The 22,380-nt window shown below is 67.1% G+C and carries 19 protein-coding genes; 8 read left to right on the top strand and 11 right to left on the bottom strand.

Annotated elements, in window-relative coordinates; genetic code table 11:
- Window positions 1-61 precede the first annotated feature (61 nt).
- Entirely contained in the window at window positions 62-1,159 is a 1,098-nt protein-coding gene (locus CAL29_RS30050; RefSeq protein ID WP_094856511.1) for a Bug family tripartite tricarboxylate transporter substrate binding protein, read from the top strand.
- Between the two features lie 54 nt (window positions 1,160-1,213).
- The gene (locus CAL29_RS30045; RefSeq protein ID WP_094856510.1) at window positions 1,214-2,038 is read left to right on the top strand and encodes an enoyl-CoA hydratase/isomerase family protein; all 825 of its coding nucleotides are present in this window, start codon (window positions 1,214-1,216) and stop codon (window positions 2,036-2,038) included.
- Between the two features lie 33 nt (window positions 2,039-2,071).
- Here the strand turns inward: CAL29_RS30045 and uvrA are convergent, their stop codons facing one another.
- Window positions 2,072-4,945 carry an excinuclease ABC subunit UvrA gene (uvrA, locus tag CAL29_RS30040; RefSeq protein ID WP_094856509.1) on the bottom strand — a complete coding sequence of 958 codons (2,874 nt, stop codon included), beginning with the start codon at window positions 4,943-4,945 and terminating at the stop codon, window positions 2,072-2,074.
- Window positions 4,946-5,094: 149 nt separating this feature from the next.
- Between uvrA and CAL29_RS30035 the strand changes: the two genes are divergently transcribed.
- The gene (locus tag CAL29_RS30035) at window positions 5,095-6,279 is read left to right on the top strand and encodes an MFS transporter (protein ID WP_094856508.1); all 1,185 of its coding nucleotides are present in this window, start codon (window positions 5,095-5,097) and stop codon (window positions 6,277-6,279) included.
- 42 nt (window positions 6,280-6,321) lie between these two features.
- On the opposite strand, the gene CAL29_RS30030 is transcribed toward CAL29_RS30035, so the two are convergent.
- A complete protein-coding gene (locus tag CAL29_RS30030; protein WP_094856507.1) occupies window positions 6,322-7,347 on the bottom strand; it encodes a Bug family tripartite tricarboxylate transporter substrate binding protein in 1,026 nt (341 codons plus the stop codon).
- A 259-nt stretch (window positions 7,348-7,606) separates the two neighbouring features.
- Between CAL29_RS30030 and CAL29_RS30025 the strand changes: the two genes are divergently transcribed.
- The 3 genes from CAL29_RS30025 to CAL29_RS30015 all read left to right on the top strand — a co-directional run bounded on the left by CAL29_RS30025 (window position 7,607) and on the right by CAL29_RS30015 (window position 12,242).
- The gene (locus CAL29_RS30025; protein WP_179284228.1) at window positions 7,607-8,677 is read left to right on the top strand and encodes a mandelate racemase/muconate lactonizing enzyme family protein; all 1,071 of its coding nucleotides are present in this window, start codon (window positions 7,607-7,609) and stop codon (window positions 8,675-8,677) included.
- Between the two features lie 59 nt (window positions 8,678-8,736).
- On the top strand, window positions 8,737-9,915 hold the full coding sequence (locus CAL29_RS30020) for an acyl-CoA carboxylase subunit beta (RefSeq protein WP_218831914.1): 1,179 nt from the start codon (window positions 8,737-8,739) through the stop codon (window positions 9,913-9,915).
- Between the two features lie 95 nt (window positions 9,916-10,010).
- Complete coding sequence (locus CAL29_RS30015) at window positions 10,011-12,242, top strand: acetate--CoA ligase family protein (RefSeq protein ID WP_218831913.1); 2,232 nt, start codon at window positions 10,011-10,013, stop codon at window positions 12,240-12,242.
- 63 nt (window positions 12,243-12,305) lie between these two features.
- Here CAL29_RS30015 and CAL29_RS30010 read toward each other — a convergent pair whose 3' ends face one another.
- The 4 genes from CAL29_RS30010 to CAL29_RS29995 form a co-directional block, all read right to left on the bottom strand.
- Window positions 12,306-13,184 carry a TrmB family transcriptional regulator gene (locus CAL29_RS30010; RefSeq protein ID WP_094856505.1) on the bottom strand — a complete coding sequence of 293 codons (879 nt, stop codon included), beginning with the start codon at window positions 13,182-13,184 and terminating at the stop codon, window positions 12,306-12,308.
- A gap of 29 nt (window positions 13,185-13,213) precedes the next feature.
- Complete coding sequence (locus CAL29_RS30005) at window positions 13,214-14,578, bottom strand: acetyl-CoA carboxylase biotin carboxylase subunit (protein WP_256977814.1); 1,365 nt, start codon at window positions 14,576-14,578, stop codon at window positions 13,214-13,216.
- Window positions 14,579-14,585: 7 nt separating this feature from the next.
- On the bottom strand, window positions 14,586-14,807 hold the full coding sequence (locus CAL29_RS30000) for an acetyl-CoA carboxylase biotin carboxyl carrier protein subunit (protein ID WP_094856504.1): 222 nt from the start codon (window positions 14,805-14,807) through the stop codon (window positions 14,586-14,588).
- A 256-nt stretch (window positions 14,808-15,063) separates the two neighbouring features.
- Window positions 15,064-15,948, bottom strand: a complete 885-nt coding sequence (locus CAL29_RS29995; RefSeq protein WP_094856503.1) for a TauD/TfdA dioxygenase family protein — start codon at window positions 15,946-15,948, stop codon at window positions 15,064-15,066.
- A gap of 173 nt (window positions 15,949-16,121) precedes the next feature.
- Here CAL29_RS29995 and CAL29_RS29990 point away from each other — a divergent pair, with 173 nt between their 5' ends.
- Together CAL29_RS29990 and ssb are read left to right on the top strand one after the other, a co-directional pair.
- Window positions 16,122-17,027, top strand: a complete 906-nt coding sequence (locus tag CAL29_RS29990; RefSeq protein WP_094856502.1) for a LysR family transcriptional regulator — start codon at window positions 16,122-16,124, stop codon at window positions 17,025-17,027.
- 261 nt (window positions 17,028-17,288) lie between these two features.
- Window positions 17,289-17,807, top strand: coding sequence for a single-stranded DNA-binding protein (ssb, locus tag CAL29_RS29985; RefSeq protein WP_094856501.1), 519 nt, complete (start codon window positions 17,289-17,291; stop codon window positions 17,805-17,807).
- Window positions 17,808-17,935: 128 nt separating this feature from the next.
- On the opposite strand, the gene CAL29_RS29980 is transcribed toward ssb, so the two are convergent.
- The 5 genes from CAL29_RS29980 to CAL29_RS29960 form a co-directional block, all read right to left on the bottom strand.
- Window positions 17,936-18,289: a RidA family protein gene (locus CAL29_RS29980; RefSeq protein ID WP_094856500.1), complete on the bottom strand. Its 354-nt coding sequence runs from the start codon at window positions 18,287-18,289 to the stop codon at window positions 17,936-17,938.
- Between the two features lie 29 nt (window positions 18,290-18,318).
- On the bottom strand, window positions 18,319-19,710 hold the full coding sequence (locus CAL29_RS29975; RefSeq protein ID WP_094856499.1) for an NAD(P)/FAD-dependent oxidoreductase: 1,392 nt from the start codon (window positions 19,708-19,710) through the stop codon (window positions 18,319-18,321).
- A gap of 1 nt (window position 19,711) precedes the next feature.
- Window positions 19,712-20,056: a (2Fe-2S)-binding protein gene (locus CAL29_RS29970; protein WP_094856498.1), complete on the bottom strand. Its 345-nt coding sequence runs from the start codon at window positions 20,054-20,056 to the stop codon at window positions 19,712-19,714.
- The gene (locus CAL29_RS29965; protein WP_094856497.1) at window positions 20,046-21,179 is read right to left on the bottom strand and encodes an NAD(P)/FAD-dependent oxidoreductase; all 1,134 of its coding nucleotides are present in this window, start codon (window positions 21,177-21,179) and stop codon (window positions 20,046-20,048) included. Before CAL29_RS29965 ends, CAL29_RS29970 begins: the two co-directional genes overlap by 11 nt.
- A 144-nt stretch (window positions 21,180-21,323) precedes the next feature.
- Window positions 21,324-22,304: a Bug family tripartite tricarboxylate transporter substrate binding protein gene (locus CAL29_RS29960; RefSeq protein WP_094856496.1), complete on the bottom strand. Its 981-nt coding sequence runs from the start codon at window positions 22,302-22,304 to the stop codon at window positions 21,324-21,326.
- Window positions 22,305-22,380: the final 76 nt, after the last annotated feature.

Genomic DNA, 22,380 nt, shown 5'->3' with positions numbered 1-22,380 from the left:
CGGCCGGCGCCTGCGCACACGGGACACGAGCCCGGGCGCATCTTTGACAAGGGGAACACAGATGAAGATATGTCGTTGGATGGATCGCCTGGGGCGTTCCGGGAGTGCGAAGGGTTCCGAGGGTTTCGAAGGCCGCGGCGCGCCGAAGCGCCTTGCGGGCATCCGCCGCGTCGTGCGCGCCGCGCGCGGCCTGGCGGCCAGGAGCCTGCTGGGTGCGGCGGCCCTGGGCATGGCGGGCGCCGCCAGCGCTGCCTACCCGGACCGGCCCATCACGCTGGTGGTGGGCTACGCGCCGGGCGGCGCGGTGGACGTGGTGGCGCGCATACTGGGACGCGAGCTGGGAGAGGCCCTGGGCCAGACGGTGGTGGTCGAGAACAAGCCGGGCTTCGGCGGCAACCTCGGCGCGCAATACGTGAAGCGCGCCGAGCCGGACGGCTACACCTTGCTGATGGCGCCGACCACGTCGTACGCGCTGATCGGCAAGCTGATGGGCGCGAAAGCCGTCGGCTATGACCTGACGAAGGACTTCCGGCCGGTCGCCCTGGTCGGCGAGCTGCCCATCGTCCTGGTCGCGAGCCATACGGTGCAGGCCAAGACGCTGCCCGACTTCCTCGCCACCTTGAAGAAGGAGCCCGGCAAGATCGCCTATGGCTCGTCCGGCAACGGCACGATAGAACACGTGGTGGCCGAGATGTTCCGTCTTCAGGAGAAGGTGGACATCATGCACGTGCCTTATCGCGGCGCGGCGCCGGCGATGACCGACCTGATGTCCGGCCAGATCCAGATGATGTTCGCCACCGCGCCGACGGCCCTGGCCAATATTCCCACGGGTCGCGTCCATGCGATAGGCGTGGCCTCGGCGCAGCGCCTGCCCTCGTTGCCGGACGTGCCCACGCTGGCGGAACAAGGCCTGCCGGACTTTTCCGCGCAATCCCTCTACGGCGTGCTGGCGCCGGCCGCGACGCCCGAAGCCGTCGTCGCCAAGCTCAACGCCACGCTGGCGAAGCTGATGGAGACGCCGCGCGTGAAGGAGCAGTTCGCCTTGCAGGGCGTGCTGCCCCTGCGCAACACGCCGGCCGAGGCGGCGCGGCAGTTGCAGGCGGACGTGGCCAAGTGGAACAAGGTCATCGACGCGGCCGGCATCACCTATACCCCCTGAACCTTTCCACCCGAGAAAGAACCACCCGAGAAAAAACCACCCGTGACAGCCGACATGAACTCCCCGATCGCCACGCCTTCGCCGCAACCCCGCGCGGATTCCGAAATCCTCGTCGAATACCGCGACGGCGGCCGCATCGCGGTCGTCACCATCAACCGTCCCTATCGCCGCAACGCCTGCGACCTGCGGGCCTGGACCGACCTGCGCGACGTCTTCCTGGCCATCGGCCGCGAGCGCGCGGTGCGGCTGGCGGTGTTGCGCGGGGCGGAAGGCCATTTCTGCGCCGGCGACGATATCCTGGCCTTCCGGGAGGCCTTGTCGGACACTGTCCGCGCCGATGCCTATCGCGCCGTGATCCAGGAATGCTATGCCGCGGTGCAGGATGCGCCCATTCCCGTCATCGCCGCGGTCAGCGGCGTGTGCGTGGGCGGCGGCTGCAGCCTGGCGATGTGCTGCGATTTCCGGGTCGGCGACGACAGCGCGCGGGTGCGCGTGCCGGTGGCCTTGCTGGGGCTGATCTATCCCACCATCCAGTTGCAGCGCCTGGCCAGCCTGGTCGGCGTGCGCACCGCGCGCCGCTGGCTGTACACGGCGGACATGATCGATGCGGACGCGGCCTGCGCGGCCGGGTATCTGGACGAGCGCTGCGACGGCGACGTGCTGGAAGCGGCCTTGCGCTTCGGCCGGTCCATGATGGACAACGCGCCGCTGTCCATCGCCGGCAGCAAGATGCAGCTCAACGCCATCGCGGCCGGGACGGTGGCGGAGAACGCCGCGCGCATCGAGGACATCTCGCGCCGCGCGAACGAGAGCGACGACTATCGCAACGCCGCCGCCGCGTTCGCGGCGAAGCGCAAGCCGGTCTTCACGGGCCAGTGAAGAACGGCGGCGGCCGCGCTTGAGGCGCGCCGCTCAGCCCGCTTTCTTGCGGGCCGGCGCCGGCTTGAGCAGGCGCGCCAGGTAATGGCCGGTATGGCTACCCGGCGCCTGCGCCACGTCTTCCGGCGTGCCTTGCGCCACGACGCGGCCGCCGCCGTCGCCGCCTTCCGGGCCCATGTCGACGACCCAGTCCGCCGTCTTGATGACGTCCAGGTTGTGCTCGATGATCAGCACCGTATTGCCCGCCTCCACCAACTGGTTGAGCACCTTGAGCAGCAGCTCGATGTCGTGGAAATGCAGGCCGGTGGTGGGTTCGTCCAGGATGTACAGCGTGCGCCCGGTGCTGCGGCGCGACAGCTCCAGCGACAGCTTGACGCGCTGCGCCTCGCCGCCCGATAGCGTGGTGGCGCTCTGGCCCAGGCGGATGTAGGACAGGCCGACGTCGATCAGCGTGGTCAGCTTGCGCGCGATCGCCGGCACCGATTCGAAATACGCCAGCGCCTGCTCGACCGTCAGGTCCAGCACCTCGCTGATGTTGCGGCCGCGATAGCGGATCTCGAGCGTTTCGCGGTTGTAGCGCTTGCCGTGACAGACGTCGCAGGGCACGTACATGTCCGGCAGGAAGTGCATTTCCACCTTGACCACGCCGTCGCCCTGGCAGGCTTCGCAGCGGCCGCCCTTGACGTTGAAGCTGAAGCGGCCCGGGTCGTAGCCGCGCGCCCGCGCTTCCGGCACGCCCGCGAAGAGTTCGCGGATGGGCGTGAACAGCCCGGTGTAGGTGGCGGGATTGCTGCGCGGCGTGCGGCCGATGGCGCTCTGGTCGACGCTGATGATCTTGTCGAAGTGCTCCAGCCCTTCCATGGCGGCGTAGGGCGCCGGCTCGGCCTGGGCGTGGTGCAGTTGGCGCGAGACCGCCACCGCCAGGGTGTCGTTGATGAGGGTCGACTTGCCCGAGCCCGATACGCCGGTCACGCAGACCAGGCGGCCGGCCGGGATGCGCAGGTCGACGTTCTTCAGGTTGTTGCCGCTGGCGCCGGTGACGGCCAGCCAGGGCAGGGTGTCGTCCACCGGCCGGCGGCGCGGGATCTCGATGGCGCGCCGGCCGCTCAGGTACTGGCCGGTCATCGAGCGCGGATCGTCCTGCACCTGCTCCGGCGTGCCTTGCGCCACCACCTCGCCGCCGTGTTCGCCGGCGCCCGGGCCCATGTCCACCACCCAGTCGGCCGAGCGGATCATGTCCTCGTCGTGCTCGACCACGATGACGCTGTTGCCCAGGTCACGCAGGTGTTGCAGGGTGCCGATCAGGCGGTCGTTGTCGCGTTGGTGCAGGCCGATGGAAGGCTCGTCCAGGACGTACATCACGCCCGTCAGGCCGGAGCCGATCTGGCTGGCCAGGCGGATGCGCTGGGCCTCGCCGCCGGAGATCGTGTCGGCGCTGCGGTCCAGCGACAGGTAGTTCAGGCCGACGTTGTTGAGGAAGCTCAGGCGCGCCTCGATCTCGCGCACGATGCGCTGGGCGATCTCCTGCTTGGCGCCCGCCAGCTTCAGCGCCTGGAACCAGTGCAGGCAGTCCGACAGGGGCATGCCCTCGACTTCGTAGATGGCGCGGCCGCGGCGTTCGCTTCCGGGATGCGCCTCGTCGCCGATCAGCACGTGGCGGGCTTCGGCGCGCAGGCGCGAGCCGCCGCAGTCGGGACAGGTCTTGATGTTGCGGTACTTGCCCAGTTCCTCGCGCACGGTGGCGGAATCCGTCTCCTTCCAGCGGCGCTCCAGGTTCGGAATCACCCCTTCGAAGGTGTGGCGCTTCACGGTGCTGCGGCCTTTTTCGTTGAGGTAGACGAAGGCGATTTCCTCCTCGCCCGAACCGTACAGCACCTTGTCGCGCACCGCTTCCGGCAGGCTGTCGAACGGCGCCTCGATGTCGAATTCGTAGTGCGCGGCCAGGCTGGTCAGCAGCGAATGCGTGAAGGCGTTGCGCCGGTCCCAGCCGCGGATGGCGCCGGCCGCCAGGCTGAGTTCCGGGAAGGCGACCACCCGCTTGGGATCGAAGAAGCCCACTTGCCCGATGCCATCGCAGGTGGGGCAGGCGCCCATGGGATTGTTGAAGCTGAACAGGCGCGGTTCCAGTTCCGGCAGGCTGTGGCTGCACACCGGACAGGCATAGCGGCTGGAGAACACCTGCTCGCGGCCGCTGTCCATGTCCAGGGCCAGCGCGCGGCCGTCGGCCAGGGTAAGCGCGGTTTCGAAGCTTTCCGCCAGGCGCTGCTTGCTCTCCGCGCGCACGCGCAGGCGGTCGATCACCACGTCGATGTCGTGCTTCTCGGTTTTCTTCAGCGGCGGCATGCTGTCGATCTCGACCATCTGGCCGTCCACGCGCAGCCGCACGTAGCCCTGCGATTGCAGGCTGGCGCATTCGTCCTCGAAACCGCCCTTGCGGCCGCGCACCACCGGCGCCATGATGGCCAGCCGCGTTTCGGCCGGCCAGCCCAGCACCGCGTCCACCATTTGGCTGACGCTCTGCGCCTGCAAGGGCAGGCCGTGGTCGGGACAGTAGGGAGTGCCGACGCGGGCGTAGAGCAGGCGCAGGTAGTCGTGGATTTCCGTGATGGTGCCGACCGTGGAGCGCGGGTTGTGGCCCGCCGCCTTCTGCTCGATGGAAATGGCCGGCGACAGGCCCTCGATCAGGTCGACGTCGGGCTTGTCCATCAGTTGCAGGAACTGGCGGGCATAGGCGGACAGGCTTTCGACGTAGCGGCGCTGACCTTCGGCGTAAAGCGTGTCGAAGGCGAGCGAGGACTTGCCCGAGCCGGACAAGCCTGTCATGACCACCAGCTTCTGACGGGGCAGGTCCAGCGAGACGTTCTTGAGGTTGTGGGTGCGCGCACCCCGAATGCGTATCGCGTCCATCAGGTCGGTTTCAGCAGATTCAAAGGCCAACTTGGTACTATAGCGCGCCGGACTGTCACCAGCCCGGATCCCCATGGGGCCGGACCCAGTCCAGGGCCGCTTTCTTTCGAATCCGCTTCGGTTCCCGCAGCCGCATTTCCTGATAACGCATGCCGGATCACGCCAAACTACAGCTCACCTCCTCCGAACGCCGGGCCAGCATCGCGCTGGCGGGCTTGTTTGCCTGTCGGATGCTGGGCCTGTTCCTGTTGCTGCCCGTCTTTACCGTCGCCGCGCGCGGCCTGCCCGGCGGCAACGACCCGGCCCGCGTCGGCCTGGCCATGGGCATGTACGGCCTGACCCAGGCGATCCTGCAGATTCCCTTCGGGCTGGCCTCCGACCGCTGGGGACGGCGGCCGGTGGTGCTGCTGGGGCTGGCGCTGTTCGTGGCCGGCAGCGTGGTCTGTGCCCTGTCGCCCGACGTGTTCTGGATCACCATCGGGCGGGCCATCCAGGGCGCCGGGGCGATTTCCGCCGCCATCACGGCCTGGATCGCCGACGCCACCCGCGACGAGGTGCGCACCCGCGCCATGGCGATGGTGGGCGGCTCGATCGGCATGTCCTTCGCGGTTTCCCTGGTGGCGGCGCCCCTGCTGGTGGGCTGGTGGGGTTTGTCCGGCCTGTTCTGGACCATCGCCTGCCTGGGGCTGGCCAGCCTGGCGGTGGCGCGCTGGATGGTGCCGCTGGCGCCGCGCAGCGATGACCGCGCGATGACGGGGCGCCAGCCCGGCGCGGTTTTCCTGCATCCGGACCTGTTGCGCCTGAATTTCGGGGTGTTCTGCCTGCACCTGACCCAGGTATCGCTGTTCGTGGTGGTGCCCGCGCTGCTGGCGCGCCTCGGCGGCCTGGACGCCCACGACCTGTGGAAAGTCTACTTGCCGGTCATCCTGATTTCCTTCGTGCTCATGGTGCCGGCGGTTTTCGTGGCCGAAAAGCGCCGGGCGCATCGCGGCGCCTTGCGGGCGGCGGTGGCGTTCCTGATCGTGGTGCTGGCGGTCATGCCTTGGGCCAGCCACAACTTCTACACCCTGGTGGCCTTGCTGACGGGCTTTTTCGTCGCCTTCAACATCCTGGAGGCCTTGCAGCCGTCCCTGGTCTCGCGCGTCGCGCCGCGGGAATACAAGGGGCTGGCCCTGGGTTTCTACAACACCTCGCAGGCCATCGGCCTGTTCTGTGGCGGGGCGCTGGGCGGGATCCTGGCCGCCCATGCCGGGGCCACGGGGGTCTTCGTGGCGGTCGCCTGTCTGGCCGTGGTGTGGCTGGTGGTCGGGTGGGCGATGCGGCCGCTGGCCTGAGATCGACGGGGGCCGCCGCGCGCCGCCCCGGTTCGTCCTGCTTCAGTTCATCTTGATGTTCAGCGACCGGATGATGCCGCGCCACTTCTCGGTGTCGTCGCGCACCGTTTGCTGGAATTTCTGCTGCGGCCATGCCTGGACGGCCAGGCCCTGTTCCAGCATCTTCTTCTGCGTTTCCGGATCCTGCAGCGCCTGGTTGATGGCGTCGTGCAGCTTGCTCACCACCGGCGGGGGCGTGCCGGCGCGCACGAAGACGCCGTACCAGGGTTCGTAGTCGAATCCCTTGACGCCCGCTTCCATCATGGTGGGCAGGTCGGGCAGGGAAGCCGCGCGCGCCGCGCCCGACGTGGCGATCGGCCGCACCTGGCCGCTGTGGATGTACGGCAGCACCGCCGGAATGGGGAGCAGCATGGCTTCGATGCGGCCCGAGATCAGGTCGGTGATGGCCGGCCCCGAGCCCTTGTAGGGGATGTGCGTCAGTTGCAGGTGCTCCTTGGATTGCAGCCACGCCATGGGCAGATGGCCGGCGCTGCCGACGCCGCCCGAGCCGTAGTTGATGGCGCCGGGGTGGGCCCGCGCATAGTCCAGGAATTCCCGGACGTTATGGACCGGCAGGGAATTGGTCACCACCAGCACGTTGGGCGTCTGGCCCACGTAGGCGACGGGCGTGATGTCCTTCAGCGGGTCATAGCTCAAGTGCGGATACAGCGTCGCGTTGAAGGCGAAGCCGATGTGCTCCAGCATGATCGTGTAGCCGTTGGGATCGGAACGGGCCAGCATGGTGCCGGCGATCGTGCCGCCCGCGCCGCCGCGATTGTCGGCGACCACCGTCTGGCCCAGGATGCGGCCCACCTTGTCGGCCAGGATGCGGCCGATGATGTCCGTCGTGCCGCCCGGCGCATAGGGAATCAGCATGGTCAGGGGCTTGTTCGGCCAGCCGTCCTGCGCCTGGGCGGGCGGGGGCGCGGCCAGGCCGGCGCATAGCGTGGCCGCCAGCGCGGCCATCCACCGGCGCGCGGCGCCGGCGCGGCGATTCACGCTCGCCCGTTTGTCGTGTTCGTCCTGCATGGCCTTCCTCCGGTGCGGTGCGCCGCATGCGCCCCTTATTATCGTTGTCGTAGTCGCAACTACTATTTTTCCGGATTTTTATACGCGGAAGGCGGTGGCGTCAATCGGGTAAACGCATAGCCGGCGCAGGCGCGGAATATGCCGCGATGCAATATTCCTCCGTCCTCGTTGCGACTCCGAAATTATCGTAGTAGCCTACGCAACAACGATAACCCGATGGCCGTCCATGGACCGCTGTCGTCCCCCTCGTAGAGGTTGCATGAGCAAGATACGCAAGGTCACGTTGCGCCGCCTGCGCCTGCCGCTGAGCAGCCCATACCGGCTGTCGTACCGCACGTTCACGGAATTCGAGCCCTATGTGGTCGAACTCGAGGACGACAGTGGCCGCGGCGCCTTCGCGGACGGCCATGTATCGCCCGGTTCGAGCAGCGAGACGCGCGAGGGCGCCTGGGCGTTCTGCCTGGAACAACTGGCCGCGCTGCCGGGCCGCGACACGGCGCAGGCCAGGCAGGCGCTGCTGGCGCGTTTCGAGGACAGCAAGGTGGCCGTCACCGCCATGGTGTGCGCGATCGAGGCCCTGGAGGATTCACCCTATTTGACGGTGACGCAGGACACCGTGCTGCCCTTGCTGGTGCCGGTCGGCGCGATGGAGCCGGCGGCCATCGCGGAGGAAGTCGACCGCCGCGTCGCCGCCGGCTTCAAGGTATTCAAGGTCAAGGTGGGCAAGGACGTGGACGCGGACCTGGCGCGCGTGCGCGCGATCCAGGATGCGGCGCGGGGCCGCGCCACCTTGCGGCTGGACGCCAACCGCGCCTACGGCCGCGACGATGCCCTGGCCTTCGTCGGCCGGCTCGACCCGGCGGGCATCGACCTGTTCGAGCAGCCTTGCGACGCCGACGACTGGGAGGCCAATGCCGCGGTGGCCGCCGCCAGTCCGGTGCCGTTGATGCTGGACGAACCCATCTGCGCGCTGGCCGACATCGATCGCGCCGCGACGTTGAAGAACGTCGGCTATTGCAAGCTCAAGCTCAAGCGCTTCGGCAGCCTGGAAAGGCTGGCCGAGGGGTTGAAGCGCGTGCGCGACAAGGGCATGCGTCCCGTGCTGGGCGATGGCCTGGGCAGCGAAATCCATAACTGGATGGAAGCCTGCGTGGCGCGCACCACCATCGACAACGCCGGCGAGTTCAACGGCTTTCTCAAGCATCCGGACAAGCTGTTCCGCCAGCCGCTGGGCTACGAGCACGGCGCCGTCGTCATGCCGGCGGGCTATCGCCCCGAACTGGACCGCGCCGCCATCGAGCGGCTGACCGTCGAACGGCGCGACTTCTAAGGCGGCGGCAAGTCCGCCGGCAGCGCCTGGGCATCATCAGGAGGAGACCACCATGCCCCATGAACACCTGCTGGCGGAGCTCGACCGCCGGCGCGCGCCTGCCGGACGCCATGGGCTCGCGCGGCATGGGCAGCCTGCTGGGCAACGACATCACGCAGTTTCGCCGCATGCGCGAGACGCCCTGGGTGTCGGCCGCGCTGGATACGTCGTTCGGTTCGTCGGCCTGGCTATGCTGCTGCGCGGACTTCTCGGTGATGAAGAAAGGCTCGATCATGTCCGTATCGAGCCCGCGCCTGGTGTCGATGGCCATCGGCGAGAAAGTCGACCTGGAAGAACTCGGCGGCTGGCGGCTGCACGCGGAACAGACGGGGCTGATCGATTACTTCGTCGATAGCGACGAGGAAGCCATGCAGGCCATCCGCCGCTTCCTGTCGTACATGCCTTCGCACAACGGCCAGTTGCCGCCGGACGCCGGCATCGCCGAGGGCTCCGGCGAAGGGCAGGAAAAGATCCTGGAGATACTGCCGGAGAAGCGGACGCAGGTCTACAACATGAAGAAGATCCTGGAGATCGTCTTCGACCGCGGCAGCTTCCTCGAAATCAAGGCGCGCTTCGGCAAGCCGCTGGTCGCGGGCCTGGCGCGCCTGGGCGGGCAGGTGGTGGGCGTGATCGCCAACAATCCCATGTCGGGCGGGGGCGCGCTGTCGGCCGAAGCCTGCCGCAAGGCCGTGGATTTCACCGTGATGTGCGACAGCTTCAATATTCCGCTGATCCGCTTCATGGACACGCCGGGCTTCGTGGTGGGGCTGGATGCCGAACGGCGCGGCGCGCCCGGGCACATCATGAATTTCATGAACGCCACCTGCCTGACCACGGTGCCGCAGATCACGGTGCTGTGCCGCAAGGCCTACGGCCGCGCCTACGTGGCCATGGGCGGGGGCGCGCACAACGACGTCATGGTGGCCTGGCCCACCGCCGAGATCAGCTTCATGGATCCGGTGTTCGCCACCAATATCGTGCACAACAAGACGCCGTCGGACGAAGGCTTTGCCGAGGCGCTGGCCGACATCCAGAAGGACCTGGAGGTGTGGGACATGGCGCGCATCTTCTCCGCGCACGACGTCATCAAGCCGCAGGAGACGCGGGATTTCCTGATCCGCATGCTGGACGTGCAGCGGCGCCGCCGCACCGGCGGCATCGGGGAACACCTGATGCGGACCTGGCCTACGAGTTATTGAGCGACCCGGCTGCCGAGCCGTTCAGCCATTGAACGATCGAGCATCGATCTGTCGATCCATCCAGCAACGAGCGCGCCTCCGAGGGGACTGTGAACATGGTGGAAAACAATCCGGCGCGGGATATCGTGGCCCGCGCGCGCCAGGAACGGCGGCAGGCCTTGAGCGAGGCCGACGGCAAGGCGCTGCTGGCGGCGTTCGGCATCGCCGTGCCGCGCGCGGCGGTGGCGCGGGATGCCGAGGATGCCGCCGCGCTGGCCGCCGGCCTGGCGGGCCCCTTCGCCGTGAAAGTGATGTCGCCCGACATCCTGCATAAATCGGATGCGGGCGGCGTGGCCCTGCACCTGGCCGACGCCGCCGAGGTCGGACGGGCCGTGCGCGAGATGGCCGCCCGTCCGGCGATCGCCGCCGCGCGCGTGGACGGCTGGCTGGTGGAGGAGATGGCGCCGCGCGGCATCGAGGTGGCCGTCGGCGCGGTGCGCGATCCGCAGTTCGGTTTCATGATCATGGTCGGCCTGGGCGGCATATTCATCGAAGTGCTCAAGGACGTGGCGTTTCGCATATGCCCCATTACCGAAACCGACGCGCAATCCATGCTGGACGAACTGCGCGGCGCGGCTCTCCTGCGCGGCGTGCGCGGCCAGGCTGCCGTCGACCGGCAGGCGCTGGTGCGCGTCCTGATGGCGGTGGGCGGCGCGGGCGGGGTGCTGGACGCAATGGGCGACGACCTGGCCGAGCTGGACATCAATCCCCTGATCGCGTCGGCGGCCGGCGTGCACGCGGTGGATGCGCGATTCGTGTTGACGGCGCCGGTCGCCGCCGGCCCGTCCTCGTCGGCGCAGCCATCTCCCGCCGGGCCGGCTTCCACGAGCGCGGCGTCCGACGTGCTCGAATACTACCGCCCCTTGTTCCGCCCGCGGACGGTCGCCGTGCTGGGCGCGTCGACGCGCAGCGTCGCCATCGCCAACACCTTCATCCGCCGCCTGAAAGCCTATGGCTACGACGGTGAAATCTATCCCATCCACCCCAACGCGCCGGAAGTCGAAGGCTTGCCCGCGTATCCCGGCCTGGCGGAAACGCCCCGGCCGGTGGACTACGCCTATGTCGCCATCGGCGCCGCGCAAATCCCCGACGTGCTGGGCGCGGCCGCGGGACGATGCTGTTTCGCGCAGGTCATTTCCTCCGGCTTCGGCGAGACGGAAGAAGGGGAGGCGATGCAGCGGACCCTGGTCGAACAGGCGCGCGCCGGCGGCGTGCGCGTACTGGGCCCGAACTGCCTGGGCACCTATTCCCCGCGCGGCAAGCTGACGTTTCCCGCCGACGCGCCGGCCGAGGCGGGCGGCATCGGCATCGTGTCGCAGTCGGGCGGCCTGTCCACCGATATCATCAAGCGCGGCCAGTGGCGCGGCCTGCGCTTCAGCGGCCTGGTCACCATCGGCAATAGCGCCGACATCGCGCCGCACGATCTGCTTGCCTACTATCTCCACGATCCCGATACCCGGGCCATCGGCCTGTATCTGGAGGACATCAAGAACGGCCGCGCCTTCTTCGACCTGCTGCGCAACGCGCCGGTCGCCAAGCCCGTGGTGATACTGAAGGGCGGCACCACCAGCCTGGGACGACTGGCGGCCAGCTCGCATACCGGCGCGCTGGCGGGCAATGAACGCGCCTGGGACGCGATGGCGGCGCAGACGCCGGTCGCCATGGTGCAGACGGTTGACGAATTCATCAACGCCTTGCTCGCGCTGCAGCACTTGACGCCGCGTTCGCAGCGTCCGACGCACGCCGTGACGCTGTTCGGCAACGGCGGCGGATCCAGCGTGCTGGGCGCGGACAGCTTCGCGCGCGAAGGGCTGGAGGTCGCGCCCTTCGGCCCGGCGGCGCGCGCGGCGCTCGAAGCGCTGGGTTTTCCGCCCGGCACCAGCGTCGTCAATCCCATCGATACGCCCGTGCGGACCTTGCAGGAAAAGGACGGCTGGGTGGCCGGCGAGATCCTGGACCTGGTCTATGAACATGCGCGGCCCGATGCCGTCGCCATGCATCTGAACCTGGCGGCCTTCGTCGGCCGCGGCGCCGTCGATCCCATCGGCAACCTGCTTGCCGTGGTCGAGCAGACCCAGCGCAAATGGGCGGGCCAGGCGCATTTCCTGCTGGCCTTGCGCAGCGACGGTTCTCCCGAGCTGGACGACGGCAAGCGCGTCTATCGGGAGCGGGCGCGCGCGGTGGGCGTGCCGGTGTTCGACGAAATTCCCGACCTGGCCAAGGCGCTGGCGGTGGTGTCCGTGCTGGAAACGCGGCTGGCCGCGTGGCAGGCGGCGCGCGGGCGCTGAGTCAGGGCAGGCGCAATGCGCGCCGGTCCGCCGGCGTAGCGCGCGCGTACACGGACGGCGCCGTCAAACGAGTCCGGTGTTCTTCTTGAACGAGGCGACCTGCTCGGGCGTGAAGCTGGGCAGGCGCAGGTCGCGCAGATACGGGCCGAAGGCGGCGTCGATCTGCTCGCCGAAGCGCGTGAAGATCTCCGCCATGTAGTAGTCATGGCGGATCAGCGACAGCGCCATCGTCACGATGGGGATGTTCTTGGAGTGCGCCGCGATCACGTCGCCTTCCACATTGGCGGTCAGCATTTCGCGGTAATCCACCGCCAGCGTGAACAGGTTGTCGGCCGTGCCCATGCGCACGCCATTGTTCTCGTGGATGTAGACGCTGCACTTGTCGGTGTAGCGGAATTCCTCCGCGTCCTGGCCGAACAGCACGATCAGCAACCGCACCCCGCGCGTGACGGCGGCTTCCCGCAGGCGGTCGGCATGGCGCCGCAGCACGTGGTCGGACGCCTTGATCCACACCGTTTCTTGGCTGCGCTCGATCAGCATGTCGATCTGTTCGTGCACGGCCGAATCGCCGCGCAAGGTCCAGACGTAATGATCGTCGGTGCGCGGCGTGACGGATTCCAGGCGTTCGGTCAGGCCGGTGCACAGCGAACGCGTCTGGCGCGCGATGGCGTCCAGCAGTTCGCGCGGCCGCGCGGCGACGTAGCAGGTGGGATTTTCGCGCACCGGCAGCACGGCGCCGCGGCGCGCCAGGCTGTCCAGCGCGCTGTAGGTATTGGGACGGGGCACGCCGGCCTGCTTGGCTATTTCGTAGGCCGTCGACGCAGGCATGCCCAGCAACTGGACGTAGACCTTGGCTTCGTACTCCGTGAAGCCCAGCCGTTTCAAATCGCCGGAAATATTGTCCGCGGACGCTTCGTCCCTGGCCACGTGCTTGACGCTCATCGGGGTACCTCGTCGAAAACCGTGCGAGTTTAGCAGAGCCCCTTGCCGTGCAAATCCACGAAACCGGTATGAACGTCGCCCGCGGCGAAGGCGGGATGTTCCAGGCAGGCGATCAGGAAATCGCGATTATTGCGTATGCCCTCCACCGGAAATTGCCGCAGCGCATCCGCCGCCCGGCGGCGCGCGGTATCGCGGTCCGGGCCGTGCGCGATCAGCTTGGCGACCATGGGATCGTAGAAGGGCGTGATCTCGTCTCCTTCGCGATAGCCGCTGTCCACCCGTATGCCCGGCAGGCCAGCCGGCGGCCGGAAGACGGTCAACCGGCCCGGCGAGGGCATGAACATGCGCTTGGGATCCTCGGCATACAGGCGGCATTCGATGGCATGTCCGCTGGCCGCGATGGCGTCCTGCTCCGGCATCGCCAGATTGCCGCGCGCCAGGTCGATCTGCATGGCCACCAGATCGCGCCCGGTGATCATTTCGGTGACCGGATGCTCGACCTGGATGCGGGTGTTCATTTCCAGGAAGTAGAAGTCGAACGAGGCGGCATCGACGATGAATTCCACGGTGCCCGCGCCCAGGTAGCGGGTGGCGCGGCAGAGGTCCACGGCGGCTTGCGCCATGCGCGCGCGCGTCGCGGCCGGCAGTCCGGGGGCTGGGCTTTCCTCGATGATTTTCTGGTAGCGGCGCTGCAACGAGCAGTCGCGCTCGTACAGGTGGACGGCATTGCCGTCGCCGAAGCCGAAGACCTGGATTTCGACGTGCCGCGCGCGCGGGATGTAGCGCTCCAGGAAAACCGCGCCGTTGCCGAAAGCCTTGGCGGCCATCGACTGGCTGGCCTCGACCACCGCCATCAGGCCGTCGGCCTGGTCGACGCGCCGCATGCCGATGCCGCCGCCACCGGCCACGGCCTTGACCAGCAGGGGGTAGCCGACCGCGTCCGCGCTTTGGGCGATGCCGTCCAGCGCCCCGGTTTCGAAGCGGCCGCTGCCCGGCACGACGGGCACGCCGGCGGCGATGGCCAGTTCGCGCGCCCGCTGCTTGTCGCCCATGTCGCGGATGCTTTCCGGACGCGGTCCGATCCAGGTCAGTCCGGCTTCTTGCACGGCCTGGGCGAAGCCGGCGTTCTCGGACAGGAAGCCGTAGCCGGGATGGATGGCCTGCGCGCCCGCGCGGGCCGCGGCGTCGAGGATCGCGTCCTGGCGCAGATAGCTTTCGCTGGCCCGGGCGGGGCCGATGGCGTAGGCCTGATCGGCCATGGCCACATGCGCCGCCGCGCGATCGGCTTCGGAATAGACCGCGACGGTTTCGATGCCCAGGGCGCGGCAGGTCCGCATGACCCGGCAGGCGATCTCGCCGCGATTGGCGACCAGCAGGCGGTCGATGGACGCCATGGCGCGTTCACACCGTCAGGCGCGCGACGACGCTGCCTTCGGACACGGTCTGTTCGGCTTGCACCAGGATTTCGGCAACCGTGCCGGCTTCGGGCGCGACCACGGGAATCTCCATTTTCATGGATTCCAGGATGAGAATGGGCTCGTCTTCTTCCACGGCGTCGCCCGGCTTCAGTAAAACCTTCCACACGTTGCCGGTGATTTCGGTCTTGACGTCCACGGTGCTCATGTTCCCACTCCTTTTTCTTGCGCTTCCCGTCATGCCGGGGAACCGCGCGGCCTGAATCCAGGGGCGGCGCCGGGATAATCCGGCGGATAGTATGCGGACCAGAATAGGTTATTTTGGTAGTTGCCGCAACAACAACGTATATCGCGGATACGCCGATGCCTTGCTCATTCGATCGCCGCCTCGCCCGGCGCGCGCATCGAGACGGTCTTCATGGAAGACCCTCGCGCCTGCTCATCGGTGATTTTCCCCAGGCGGCTCAGGCCGCCATGGTGCCGGGCTCTACGTAGGGCACGGGCGCCGCGCCCTTGATCTGCGTGCGGTGCATGATGCGGCTGACGCCAGGGTCGAAAGAATCGCGCCGGTGCAGCGTGCAGCGGTTGTCCCACAGGATCAGGTCGTGCGGCTGCCATTGCTGGCGGAAGGTGAACTCCGGTTGCGTGGCGTGCGTCCACAACTGGTCCAGCAATTCGTTGCTCTCGTCCAGGGGCAGTCCCAGGATATAGCTGTTACGGCGACGGCCCAGGTAAAGCGCGGCGCGGCCGGTTTCCGGGTGGCGCACCACCAGCGGATGGCGGGCACCCGGGGCCTCGCGGGGATCGGTCACGTCCTTCATGCCCTTGCGCATCATGCCGGCGCTGTTGTACGTGGCGTCGTGGATGGCCCGGCGGCCGTCGATCGCCTGCCTGAGCGCGCGCGGCAGGGTCTCGCAGGCCAGGTACATATTGGCCCAGAAGGTGTCGCCGCCGCTGGGCGGCACGTCCAGCGCGTGCAGCAGCGCGGCCATGGGCGGCGTCTCGATATAGGTCATGTCGCAATGCCAGACCGCTTCGCCGTCGCCCAGGTTGCCGATGGGCACGCCGTCCTTCTTCACATTGGAGATCACGTTGATTTCGGGGAATTCCGCCAGGAAGGGCTTGCCGTAGGGATTGGGCCCCGGCGGATCGAGTTCGCCGAACACGCGGCTCAGCGCCAGCAGCTCGGGGTCGCTCAGCAACTGGCCGCGAAAGCGCAGGACCAGGTGTTCGCGCCAGGCGCGCTTGAGCGCCGCGATGCCGTCGGCGGCCAGCGGCGCGCGCAGATCCAGGCCGGAAATTTCGGCGCCCAGCGCCGGGGCCAGGGCGGTAACGGTAAACGAAGCCATGATGTCGACCTTGTGCGTGTTTTGAGGAAGGCCCGCGCGAGCGATGCGCCGTGAGGGACGGGCCGGTGCGCGGAGGCTGTGGGCGAGGTCAATATAGCAATCGAGGGTAATGCCGTAAATGATATATATAAGGCATATCGTTATACTGAATTCGTATCTCTTCCGGAAAATCCATGAAGAAGAAATCCTTGCAGCGGCGCCATATCGAGGCCCTGGTGGCGGTGGACGACAACCGGTCGGTGCACCGCGCCGCGGGCGCCCTGGGCGTGCCGCAGCCGGTGCTGTCGCGCTTGCTGGGCGAGGCGGAAGCGCTGGTGGGCGCGCGGCTGTTCGAGCGCTCCAGCCATGGCAGCGTGCCCACGGCGCAGGGCCGCCTGATCCTGCCGCGCGCGCGCTTCGCGCTGCGCACGATGGAGCGGTTGAACGATCTGACGGCGGAGGATGCGCCGCCCATCCGCCTGGGATGCATTCCGCGCGCCATGCACACCTTGCTGCCGAAGCTGCTGGAGCGGGTGTATCCGGACGGAGGCCATGACATGCGCTTCGAAGTCCGCGAAGGCAATTCCCTGGCCCTGTTCAATGCCCTGGCGGCGAGCGAGCTGGACTTCGCCATCCTGCGCGGCAACGTCCAGCATGCGAGCGGCGAACTGGCGATCGAGCGCCTGTTCGACGAACGCACCGTTATCTATTGCGCCGCCGACCATCCCGGTATTCCCGAGGGCCAGGTGTCCCTGCCGCGGCTCGCGGCCCTGGATTGGACCCTGCCCGAACGCGGCACGACCTCGCGCGGCGCCTTCGACGCATTCTGGAGCGAGCACGGCCTGCCGCCCATCCGGCCGCTGATGGAAACCCGCTCTTTCGAGGCCAACCTGGCGCTGGTCGCGGCGTCGCGGCTGATTTCCATCGCCCCGGAATCCATCGTGCGCCGCCATGTCGGCTTCGGCGTGCTGCGCATCGTCAAGGTGCGGCGCGCTTTGCCGGTCAACCCGGTCATGCTGGCCTTCCACCGCCTGGCGGAGGAGGATCCCGTCCTGAGCCGTTTCCGGGCTTACGTGCTGGAGGCGGCGCGGATCCGGTAAGCGGCGGTAACCGGGCGCCTGGGCGTCCGCCGCGAGTTTGTCCCGCCGGATGCTGGCAGGCCGCCAAACCCAGTAGAATGTTGCCCCAATGGGTGGCGTTCGCACGGCGCCGCCGTCCCCGCAACGCGCCGGCGCGCGACGTTGCGTCGGGCACAACGGGATAGCCGGAAGGTCAAGGGGTTCAGGCGCTTTCCGGCGCGTTTTTCACTTTTTTTGTCCCATACACGAATTCTCTGGCATCGGGGCACGAGGGCAATAGCAATGGCATCTGTCAATAAAGTAATCATCGTCGGCAACCTGGGACGCGATCCCGAGGTGCGCTACAGCCCTGACGGCGCGGCCATCTGCAACGTTTCCATCGCGACCACTTCGCAATGGAAGGACAAGAACAGCGGCGAACGGCGCGAAGAAACCGAATGGCACCGCGTCGTCATGTACAACCGCCTGGCCGAGATCGCCGGCGAGTACCTGAAAAAGGGCCGCTCCGTCTATATCGAAGGCCGCCTGAAGACGCGCAAGTGGCAGGACAAGGACACCGGCGCCGATCGCTACAGCACCGAAATCGTGGCGGACCAGATGCAAATGCTGGGCGGCCGCGAGGGCGGCGGCGGTGGCGATTACAACAGCGGCGGTGGCGGCGGCTACGACGACGCCCCGGCCTCGCGCCCGCAGCGTCCGGCCCAGCGCCCGGCGCCCCAGCAACGCCCGGCCGCGCCGGCGCCGTCGGGTGGTGGTGGCGGCGCGAACCTGGCGGATATGGACGACGATATTCCGTTCTGATTTCCGCTTCAGGGCAGGTTTGTTGTTGGAAGGCCCCCGCTTCGTGAGAGCGGGGGCCTTTCCTTTTCATTTACCCAGGCGTTCCGTTTTCGTTCAGGAACGGACCATTGCCCTCCCGATCGCCGCCGCTATTCGACGGCGGCCGTGACGATGATCTCGACAAGAATGTCCTTCGCGCCCAGTTCGCATTGGGCGGTGGCGCGCGTGGGCGCGGCATTGGGCGCGGTCCAGGCATCCCAGACTTCGTTCATGCCGGCAAAATCGCGCTCCAGGTTCTTGATCCAGATTTGAGCCGTCAGCAGGCGGCTTTTGTCCGTGCCGGCCTCGGCCAGGAACTTCTCGATCTTGGCGAGCGTTTGCAGGGTTTGTCCGCGGATATCCTGGCCGCGATCGTCGGCGGTCTGGCCGCCCACGAAAACCATGTTGTTGTAGACCACGGCGCGCGAGCGGCGGGTATCGGTGGCAATACGCTTGATTTCCATTTCTGTAACCCTTTGGGCAGGTGAAAAAACTATGGTTCGAGATTGGCCAGTTCGCCAAGGGTGATGGGTTTTATGGGAGGCCTGATCCGGTAGTACCCGACGTCTTGCGGACTCGTTTTTCGTTCGTTCGCGATGACTTCGGTCACCGTCAGCCCGCACAGGCGGCCCTGGCACGGTCCCATCCCGCAGCGGCCGAAGGCCTTGGTCTGGTTCGGCCCCAGGCAGCCGACTTCCACGTATTTCCGGATCTGGCCGGCGGTGACCTCCTCGCAGCGGCAAACGATCACCTTTTCATCGGCGGGAATTCGATGCGCTTCCCTGGGGTGGTACAGCGCGTCCAGGAACGGCCGGATCTGTACCTGTTTCCTGAACGCCGCCGATAGCTCGGTCTCGCGTTGCCGGCCCGCGGACGTGTCGACTTTCTGCAAGCGGCGGGCGATATCCAGGGCCGCCAGGCGTCCTTGCGAAGCGGAGGCCTTCGCGCCCACGATGCCGCGGCTGTCGCCGGCGATGTAGATCCCCGTGTCGTCGATCTGGCCGTAGCCGTCCGTCAGCGGAATCCAGCATAGTTGCCTGTCATCCCATCGATGACCGGCTCGCAGCGCCCAGCTCAACTGCGTGTTGGGCACCACCCCCTGATGAAGCAGGACCAGGGAAGAGGGAATATGCCTTCGCTTGCCTTTGTGGGTGAAGGCGAAGGCTTCGGCCCTTTCCATTCCTTCGACGGCGAAAGCGCTCGCGCCCGTGTACGTTTCGACGCCATGGGCACGAATCTTTTTCAGCATCCTCGCGCCCTTGGCCAGATCGTTCCAGCCACGCAGGGCGCCCAAAAGATGCGGCGCTGCGCGCAGATAATCGTCGGTGCCGGTGGTCTGCACCAATGCCTTGACCTTTACGCCGGCGTCCAGATATTGCTGGGTCAACAGCAGGAGCAGCGGCCCGCATCCCGCGATAACCACGGGCTCGGTGGGAATCGCGCCCGACGTCTTGTACAGGATCTGGGCGGCGCCCGCGCCCATGACGCCGGGCAAGGTCCATCCGGGAATGGGGAAGGGACGCTCCATCGCGCCGCTGGCGATCACGATGCCGCGGCCCTGGACCGTCTTGCCGCGGCCATCCTGAAGATAGGAAACGGTCTTGTCCCTGTCCACGTTCCATACCGCGGCGCCGGCGACGTGCACGGCGCCACAGGACGAAAACGCCTTGGCCAATTCCGCGCCGGCGACATAGTCCGGGCCCAGGACCTTGCGCCGCTGTTCGCTGGCATCCTCGATCGCGCGATAGATCTGGCCTCCCACCCGCTGTTGTTCGTCCAACAGCGCTACGGTCAGTCCAAATCTCCGGGCCTCTATCGCCGCCGAAAGTCCCGCGGGGCCGGCGCCGATGACCACGAGGTCGAACAACTCGATATTCGTTTCCATATCAATCCTCCCGGCCTGGATGCTTCAACTCGGAAGCGCCTTCCTGGCGTTTGATGACCATGCCGTCCCGAACCGGGGTGAGACAAGACTGGCGGCCAGGGCGGCCGTCTATTTCGACGAGGCATTCGAAACACACCCCCATCATGCAATAGGGCGCGCGCGGAGCGCCCGAGACCGGCGTGGACCTGAACGCGCGCACGCCCGAAATCAACAGCGCCGACGCGACGCTTATTCCTTCGGGAACATCCAGCGGCCTGTCCTCGAAGTAGATCCGGGTCTTTTTCGCGCCGGGGCCGGCCGCCGCGGAGAACAGGGAAACCGGTGCTTCTTGGGGCTTAGTGCGCATTGCTGAATTTCCTGTTGGGATCGAGGAAGCGTTCCCCGGCAAACTGCGCTACGCCATCGGGGGCGGGCTGGACGCCGGCGATCCAGGGGCCGATCTCGTACGCATGCGAACCCGCGAGGGATACGCCGCTGTGGCTCGTTGCGACAAACGCGCCCGGGTGTCTCGCGGACTCCTGGTAAATCGGCGCGCCGTCCGGCGTCATGACGCGCAGCGCGCCCCATGCGCGAATGAGTTTCACCGAGGAGAGAAGGGGAAAGGTCGTGACGGCGCGTCTGGCTATCCATTCGATGCCGGCGACGGTCGTGCCGTCGTCCAAGCCGACATCCTCGACGGAAAACCCGAGTTGAACGGTGCCTTCCGCGGTTTGACGCGCCTTGTTCGTGGGATAAGGCAGGAATTTCTTCAGCCTTTCCGTGATGAGCACCTGTCCCCGGTTGGCTACCACCGGGGCGTGCAGGCCCAATTGAGGCGCAAGCCTGTCGTTGCCCAGACCCGCGGCCAGGACAATCTTGTCCGCGGTCCATTGGCGGCCGTCGATGGTCCTGGCCTGGAAGCGTCCGGCTTCGCCGTCCGAACCGACCTCGCGTATGTCGACGCCGTTGAAAATGCGGCCGCCGTGCAGCTTCAGGCCCGCATGCAGCGCGTGCAGCAGCTTCAACGGATTCACGTGGCCGTCCAGGGGGCACCAGCTTCCGCCCACGACCTGCGGCCCGATTTCCGGAAGACGCGCCCTGAGTTCCGCGTGATCCAGTATCTCGAACGGCGTGCGGCCGTCGGTATCGATGTCGGCCAACATGACCGCGCGTTCGGCGATTTCCTTTTCGCTGAACCCTATCCAGAAGCCGCCATGCTGCTGCAGATCGACATCGACGCCGGTGAGGTCCGCCAGTTCCTTCGCAAGCGGCCTCCAATGGTCCACGGCGTCGCGGCTCCATCGGGCATAACGCGGGAAGCCCGCGCCCTTGCTCTGCAGCCAGACCAGGCCGAAGTTGCCCCGCGAGGCGCGGTGCGCGATATCGCCCTGGTCGAGCAAGGTCACCGCGGCGCCGCTCTTGGCCGCCCCGTAGGCGATGGCGGCGCCGACCAGGCCGCCGCCTACGACGATAATTTCATTTGAAGACATACGAATATTTCTTGATCGATCGGGGATGACCGGTTGTTTGCCGCGGCGACCGGCGGCGCGACTCCGTCCGGATCGCGGACGCGCCGCCGAACGGAAAATCTCGCGTTGGTTTTTTCGCTGGAAGCCGAGTGGCCTTACGCTTGTTTATTCGAGCGTAATGTTGTTGTGCCTTATCACTTCGCCCCAGCGGGACCGGTCGGCTTCGAGCATCTGCTTGAATGCCGCGATCGAGGCCGGCGCCACTTCCGCGCCGAGGTGTTCATGCTTCTTGATCACCGCGGGATCGGCAAGCACCGCGTTTATCTCCCGATTGAGCCGTTCGACAATGGCCGGCGGCATGTTCGCCGGACCGACGACGCCACCCCAGGTCTCCATTTCCAGCGCGGGATAGCCGGCTTCGCGGATCGTGGGCACGTCGGGCAGCATCGGCGAACGATGCGGACCGGTAATCGCCAGCGCACGAATACGGCCGGCGCGCACCTGGGGCTCCATGGACGTAAAGTTGCTGAACATCATCTGGATCTGGCCCGTCGACAGATCGAGCTCGGCCGCGGGCGCGCTCTTGTAGGGAACGTGGGTCAACTGCGCGCCCGAGAGATCACCGAACAGGGCGCCCAGCACGTGCAATGCAGTGCCGGTTCCGGTCGAGCCATAAAAGACGGCGCCGGGATGCGCCTTGGCATAGGACACCAGCTCGGCGACGGTCTTGACGGGAAGCTTGGGGGTGACGCCAAGCAGATTCGGCTGGGTCCACTGCTTGGCAATGGGCGTGAAATCCTTCTCCGGGTCGTAGGGGAGCGATTTCGCCGTCAACGCCGTGACGGTGTACGTGGCGAGGTTGGCATTGCCGATGGTATAGCCGTCGGGCGGCGCCTTGGCGACCGTGTCGAGACCGATGACGCCGGAGGCGCCCGGCTTGTTGTCGATGATGATGGGCTGCCCCAGCCGCTTGCTCAGCCCCTCGGCGAGCACGCGGGCCGTCCCGTCCGCGGCGCCGCCGGCGGCGGCATTGACGATGAACCGAATGGGTTTATCGGGCCATTCGGCCCTGGCCGCGGGCGCCGAAAGGATCAGGCCCATGGAAATGGCGGCGATCCATGGCCGGCGCGCGATGCTGGAAGACATAAGGATTCCCCATGAAAAATTATTGAGGTTCAATCCTAGAAAGTCATCGCCAGGATATCCATGGATCTCGGGTGAT

Source organism: Bordetella genomosp. 10, from assembly GCF_002261225.1.
In the GTDB taxonomy this organism is placed as follows: Bacteria; Pseudomonadota; Gammaproteobacteria; order Burkholderiales; family Burkholderiaceae_B; genus Bordetella_C.
The sequence above is the reverse complement of the archived record's forward strand: the minus strand, read 5'-3'. Positions and strand labels throughout refer to the sequence as shown.